6 protein-coding genes are annotated in these 6,168 nt (G+C 68.3%); 4 read left to right on the plus strand and 2 right to left on the minus strand.

All coding sequences use genetic code 11. The features are described from left to right. Both iolG and FKP22_RS18140 read right to left on the minus strand, forming a co-directional pair. Positions 1-987, minus strand: a 987-nt coding sequence (gene iolG, locus FKP22_RS18135) for an inositol 2-dehydrogenase (RefSeq protein ID WP_141289023.1), incomplete at its 3' end; no start/stop codon positions are given. A gap of 69 nt (positions 988-1,056) precedes the next feature. Continuing rightward, a complete protein-coding gene (locus FKP22_RS18140; protein WP_141289024.1) occupies positions 1,057-1,959 on the minus strand; it encodes a MurR/RpiR family transcriptional regulator in 903 nt (300 codons plus the stop codon). A 208-nt stretch (positions 1,960-2,167) separates the two neighbouring features. Here FKP22_RS18140 and FKP22_RS18145 point away from each other — a divergent pair, with 208 nt between their 5' ends. From FKP22_RS18145 to iolC, 4 genes are all read left to right on the plus strand, one after another. Continuing rightward, a complete protein-coding gene (locus FKP22_RS18145) occupies positions 2,168-3,202 on the plus strand; it encodes a sugar ABC transporter substrate-binding protein (RefSeq protein WP_141289026.1) in 1,035 nt (344 codons plus the stop codon). Positions 3,203-3,275: 73 nt separating this feature from the next. Beyond that, on the plus strand, positions 3,276-4,436 hold the full coding sequence (locus tag FKP22_RS18150) for an ABC transporter permease (protein WP_141289028.1): 1,161 nt from the start codon (positions 3,276-3,278) through the stop codon (positions 4,434-4,436). 30 nt (positions 4,437-4,466) lie between these two features. Further along, on the plus strand, positions 4,467-5,267 hold the full coding sequence (locus FKP22_RS18155; RefSeq protein WP_141289029.1) for an ATP-binding cassette domain-containing protein: 801 nt from the start codon (positions 4,467-4,469) through the stop codon (positions 5,265-5,267). 14 nt (positions 5,268-5,281) lie between these two features. After that, a partial coding sequence (gene iolC / locus FKP22_RS18160) for a 5-dehydro-2-deoxygluconokinase (protein ID WP_141289030.1) occupies positions 5,282-6,168 on the plus strand: 887 nt, incomplete at its 3' end.

Consider the following 6,168-nt stretch of genomic DNA (forward strand, 5'->3'; position numbering starts at 1 on the left):
CACCACCTGTCCGCTGGCCAGCGACTGGGCGGCCGCGTCCGCCAACTGCTGGGCTGCCACGCCATCCTCGATGGTCGTGCGAAAGGCACGGCCCGATTGCAGGCATTCGAAGAAGTGCGCCAGCTCCAGGCGATAGGCTTCGCGGTAGCGCTGCAGGAAGAAGTGCTCGGGCTTGTCGGCTCGCACGCCCTGGGCGTCGGACTGCACGACCTCGGTGGGCCGGTGGTTGCCACACTGCAACATGCCGGTCGAGCCCAGCACCTCGAAACGCTGGTCGTAGCCATAGGCTGCGCGACGGCTGGTGTTGATCTGCGCCAGCCGGCCCTTGCGGGTGCGGATGGTGACCACGCTGGAGTCGATGTCGGGCACCTCGGCAATGGCCGGGTCCACCAGCACCGAGCCGGTGGCATAGAGCGTGGCTGCCTCGTCGCCATCGCTGCAGAGGATCCAGCGGAAGATGTCGAAGTCGTGGATCAGCATGTCGCGGAAGATGCCGCCCGAGCCGCGCAGGTATTGGGCCGGCGGCGCGCCGGGGTCGCGGCTGGTCACCACCAGCATCTCCGGCGCCCCGATCTCGCCGCGCGCCAGGCGCTGCTGGGCTTCGTTGAAGGTGGGGTCGAAGCGACGCTGGAAGCCGATCATGCAGGCCACGCCCGCGGCCCGCACCGCCTGGGCGCAGGCCTGGGCGCGCGGCACGGAAAGGTCCACCGGCTTCTCGCAGAAGATGTGCTTGCCGGCCGCTGCGGCGCGGGTGATGAGCTCGCTGTGGGTGTCGGTGGGCGAGGCAATGGCCACCACGTCGATGCTGGGGTCTGCCAGCACCGCTTCCGGGGTCGAGACCTCGGCGCCGAGCTGGCTCGCCAACTCGGCGGCCTGCGCGGCCATGGGGTCGCACACGCTGCGCAGGCGCACGCCAGGCAGTGCCGCCAGGTTGGTGGCATGGATGCGGCCGATGCGGCCGGCGCCGAAGACGGCGACGTTCTTCATGGGGTGTCTCCTCTGGAAGTGTGGGGGAAGTTGTTCGTGCAGCAGCCCGGGGCCGTGCGCGGGGGTTGTTCATGCACCTGCGGCGGGGTGGTAGTCCAGCTCCAGCCGGTAGGCCAGGGCGATGAAGAGGCTTTGCGCCAGGGCCATCACATTGGTCAGCCCGCGAAAGCCGAAGGTGCTGCTTTCGTTGACCACCAGCGTGGTGAGGGCCAGCGCCGCCAGCGGGCCCATGCGGCTGTCGGTGATGGCGATCAGGCGCGCACCCTGGGCGGCGGCGGCCTCGGCGGCCTGCGTGGTTTCCTGCGCATAGGGTGCAAAGCTGATGGCGATCATGACGTCGTCGCGGCGCAGGCTGCGCAGCTGGCCCTCGTGCATCGCGCCCATGCCGGTGACGAGCTGAACCGGCTTGTCGGTGTGCTGCAGCGCGTAAGCCAAGTAGGTGGCCACCGGGAAGGAGCGGCGCGCGCCCACCACCCAGATCGCGGGCGCCTGCGCCAGCAGCTCCACGGCATCGCCCAGCGTGGAGCCGTGCAGATCGCGCTGGAGCTCGTTCATGCCGGCAATCGCGCCAGCGATGAACTCGTAGGCGATGTCGGCGCTGGAGAGCCGGCCCTGGCCCTGGGCGATCACCTCGCGGATGCGCGCCTGGTAGTTGCGCGTCGGGGCGATCTGCGCGGCGATGCCGTCGCGGAACAGCTTCTGCAGCTCGCTGTAGCCCGAAAAGCCGAAGTGCTTGGCAAAGCGCACCACGGCCGAAGGCTGCACGCCGCAGCGCGCGGCCACGTCCTGGATCTTCTCCAGGCCCAGGTGGTCGCTGTGCTGCTCCACGTGCTGGGCGATCTGCTTGAGCTGCTTGCTCAGCGAGGGGTACTCGGCGGCGATGCGCTGCAGCAGCGCATGCACGGGAGATTCCGCCTGGGCACGTTCGGCGGGGGCAGGAGAAGCAGCGGGCGCGACGGGCGGAGCGGACATGGGGAGCGCAGGGGTGGGGCCAACAAACCGGTTTGCATGATAGGTCGGCAGGTGGAAAATTAGAAATTAATTTCTAATCGTTATCCACTAAGAAGTTTTTTTCTCTTCTGACTACACTGGCGTCGCGGCAGGCCCTGAACCGGTTTGTCCGCCATGAGATCTGCCGAAATTCCCAGCCAATCGCAACGCATTGCGAGGAGACAAACACATGAAGCAGCATTCGCTCAGCCGGCGCCTTGCCATCACCACCCTGGTCCTGGCGGCCAGCCTGACCTGCGCCGCCGCACAGGCCGGCGGCCGCTACGTGTTCATCAGCCACGCGCCGGACTCCGACGCCTGGTGGAACACCATCCGCAACTCGCTCAAGCAGGCCGGCGAGGACTTCGGCGTGACGGTGGACTACCGCAACCCGGCCAACGGCGACCTGGCCGACATGGCCCGGCTGATCGAGCAGGCCAGCGCGCAGAACTACGACGGCGTGATCACCACCATCGCAGACTTCCAGGTGCTGCAAGGCGCGCTGAAAAGAGTCACCGACAAGAAGATCCCGCTGATCACGGTGAACTCAGGCACGCCCGAGCAAAGCGAGAAGCTGGGCGCGCTGATGCATGTGGGCCAGCCCGAGTACGAGGCCGGCAAGGGGGCGGGCGAGCGGGCCAAGGCGGCGGGCGTGAAGAGCTTTGTCTGCATCAATCACTTCGCCACCAATCCGGCCTCGTTCGAGCGCTGCCGCGGCTTTGCCGAGGCGATTGGTGCCGACTTCAAGAAGAGCACCATCGACACCGGCATCGACCCCGCCTCGGTGGAGAGCAAGACCGCCGCCTACCTGCGCCAGAACCCCGGCACCCAGGCCGTGCTGGCCCTGGGCCCGGACGCTGCCGCCCCGGCCCTCAAGGCGGTCAAGAAAGCGGGCCTGGCAGGCAAAATTTTCTTCGCCACCTTCGACCTTTCCGACGAGATCTCGCGCGGCATCAAGGCCGGCGAGATCAACTTCGCGATCGACCAGCAGCCCTACCTGCAGGGCTACATCCCGGTGGCCGTGCTGTCGCTGATGCACGATGCCAAGAGCACCGACCTGGCCCAGGCCACGGCCGCGCTCAAGGCCAACGCCAAGTTCAAGACCAGGCTGGACACCTACGGCCTGGCGCCCGCTTATGGCCCGCGCCACATTGGCTCCGGCCCCGGCTTCGTGACCAAGGACAACATCGCCACGGTCGAGAAGTACGCCGGCCAATACCGGTGAAGTGGTGAACCCTGCGCCGCGGCAGCTCCCTGCGCCGCGGCCTCTTCTGGCTTGATTGACGCACGAGGTTTTCATGAGTGCCCTGCTGTCCACTCCCCATCCGCCACCCAGCACGGTGGCGCCGGTCCCTGCTAGCGACGAGCGCCTGCGCCAGGTCGGTCGCCTGCGGCGGCTGCTCGCGCGGCCCGAGTTCGGCGCGCTCTCCGGCACCGCGCTGGTGTTCCTGCTGTTCGGCCTCGGCGCGGGCGGCTCTGGCATGTTCAGCGCCGAGGGCATCGTCAACTGGGGCACGGTGGCCGGTTTCCTGGGCATCCTCGCGGTGGGTGCGGCGCTGCTGATGATTGCCGGCGAGTTCGATCTCTCCATCGGCTCGATGATCGGCTTCGCCGGCATGATGCTGGCGATCCCCTGCCTCTACTGGGGCTGGCCGGTCTGGCTGGCCGTGCTGTTCGCCTTCGCCACTGCGATGGCGCTGGGCGGGCTCAACGGCTGGCTGGTGGTCAAGACCGGGCTGCCCAGCTTCATCGTCACGTTGGCCTTCTATTTCATCCTGCGCGGCCTGAGCCTGGCCATCTCGGTGCTGCTGACCGGCAAGACCATCGTCTCCAGCAATGGGGACGCAGTGCTGCACGAGCTGATCGCGGCCGACCCGCTGGTGCAGGCCTTGTTCCAGGGCCATGTGCTGACCGGCCTGTTCAACGCGCTGGCCCGGCTGGGCCTGCTGGCCGCGCGCGACGACGGCGCGGCGCTGGCCATCGGCGTGCCAAAGGTGATGGTGTGGTGGGCCGCGCTGACGGCAGGCGGCGCCTTCGTGCTGGCCCGCATGCGGGTGGGCAACTGGATCCTCGCGGTCGGCGGCGACGCCAACGCGGCCAAGAACGTGGGCATCCCGGTGGCGCGGGTCAAGGTGCTGCTGTTTGTCTTCATGGCCTTTTGCGCCACCGTGTTTGCGGTGCTGCAGGTGGCCGATGCCGGCTCGGCGGCGGCCGATCGCGGGCTGCAGAAGGAGTTCGAGGCCATCATCGCCGCGGTCATCGGCGGCTGCCTGCTGACCGGCGGCTTCGGCTCGGTGATAGGCGCCGCGCTGGGGGCCTTGATCTTCGGCGTGGTGCAGATCGGCATTGGCTACACCAGCATCGACAACAACTGGTACCGCGTGTTCCTGGGCGGCATGCTGCTGGCCGCGGTGCTGTTCAACAACTACATCCGCCGGCGCGTTGCGCTGGGCCGCTGAGCCGCGCTCAGCCACCACACCGGAGCTGTGATGAGCAACCCCAAGCCTGACGACTACATCCTTCAGTTGGAGAACATCAGCAAGTACTTCGGCGCCGTGATCGCGCTGAGCGACATCACGCTGCGCCTGCGCCGCGGCGAGGTGCACTGCCTGCTGGGCGACAACGGTGCCGGCAAGAGCACGCTGATCAAGACCCTGGCCGGCGTGTTCACGCCCGAGAAGGGCCAGTACCTGGTCAATGGCCAGCCGGTGCGCTTTCGCTCGCCGCGCGAGGCGCTGGACGCTGGCATCGCCACCGTCTACCAGGACCTGGCGCTGGTGCCGCTGATGAGCGTCTCGCGCAACTTCTTCATGGGCCGCGAGCCGGTCAGGAAACTCCTGGGCGTGCTGCCGGTGATGGACCACGCGCAGGCCGCCCGCATCGCCGCCGAGGAGCTGGCCGCCATGGGCATTCGCGTGCGAGACGCGGACCAGATGGTGGGCCAGATGTCCGGCGGCGAAAAGCAATGCCTGGCGATTGCCCGGGCCATCCACTTCGGCGCCCATGTGCTGATCCTGGACGAACCCACCGCGGCGCTGGGCGTCAAGCAAAGCGTCAACGTGCTCAAGCTGATCCACCGGGCCCGCGAGCGCGGCATCTCGGTGATCTTCATCACCCACAACGTCAACCACGCCTACCCGGTGGCCGACAGCTTCACGCTGCTCAACCGCGGCCAGTCCATGGGCAGCTTCGCCAAGCGTGATGTCAGCAAGGCGGAGGTGCTGGACATGATGGCCGGCGGCGCGGAGATGCAGAAGATGATGGCCGAGCTGGAAGGCGTGACGATCTGATGGACACCCCCGCCATGTACCTCACCCCCAACACCCACCCAGGCCCGCAGCTGGCCATTCCCGGCGGCCGCCGCCACGACCTCGCCTGCCTGGGCCGGCTGGCGGTGGACCTGTATGCCCAGCAGGTGGGCTGCCCGCTGGAAGACGCCAGCAGCTTTGCCAAATACCTGGGCGGCAGCTCGGCCAACATCGCCTTCGGCGCCGCCAGGCTGGGCCTGCGCAGCGCCATGATCTCCCGCGTGGGCGACGAGCAGATGGGCCGCTTCCTGCTGCAGACCCTGCAGCGCGAGGGCTGCGACACCCGCATGGTGCAGGTCGACCCGGAGCGCCTGACCGGCCTGGTGCTGCTGGGCCTGAAGGACCGCGACACCTTCCCGCTGCTCTTCTACCGCGAGAACTGCGCCGACATGGCACTGCAGGCCGAGGGCATCTCGGAGGACTTCATCGCCCAGTGCCGGGCGCTGCTGATCACTGGCACGCATCTCTCGCAGCCCACGGTGCGCGCGGCCTCCAGCGCCGCGCTGGCCCATGCCGGCCGGCACGGCACGCTGCGCGTGCTGGACATCGACTACCGGCCGGTGCTGTGGGGCCTCACCGCCCGCGGCGAGGGCCAGAACCGTTACGTGGCCGATGCCGCCGTGAGCGCCAGCCTGCAGGCCCTGCTGCCGCAGTTCGAACTGCTGATCGGCACCGAGGAGGAGTTCATGATTGCCGGTGGCGTGCCGGGCGATCTGATGGGCTCGCTGCGCCGGGTGCGGGCGCTGACGCCGGCGGCCATGGTGGTCAAGCGCGGCCCTCTGGGCTGCAGCTATGTGCCAGGCGAGGTGCCCGCACGGCTGGACGATGCGCTGACGGTGCAGGGCGAGCGCGTGGAAGTGCTCAATGTGCTGGGCGCGGGCGA

Source organism: Ideonella azotifigens (genome assembly GCF_006519715.1).
Taxonomy (GTDB): Bacteria; Pseudomonadota; Gammaproteobacteria; order Burkholderiales; family Burkholderiaceae_C; genus Ideonella; species Ideonella azotifigens.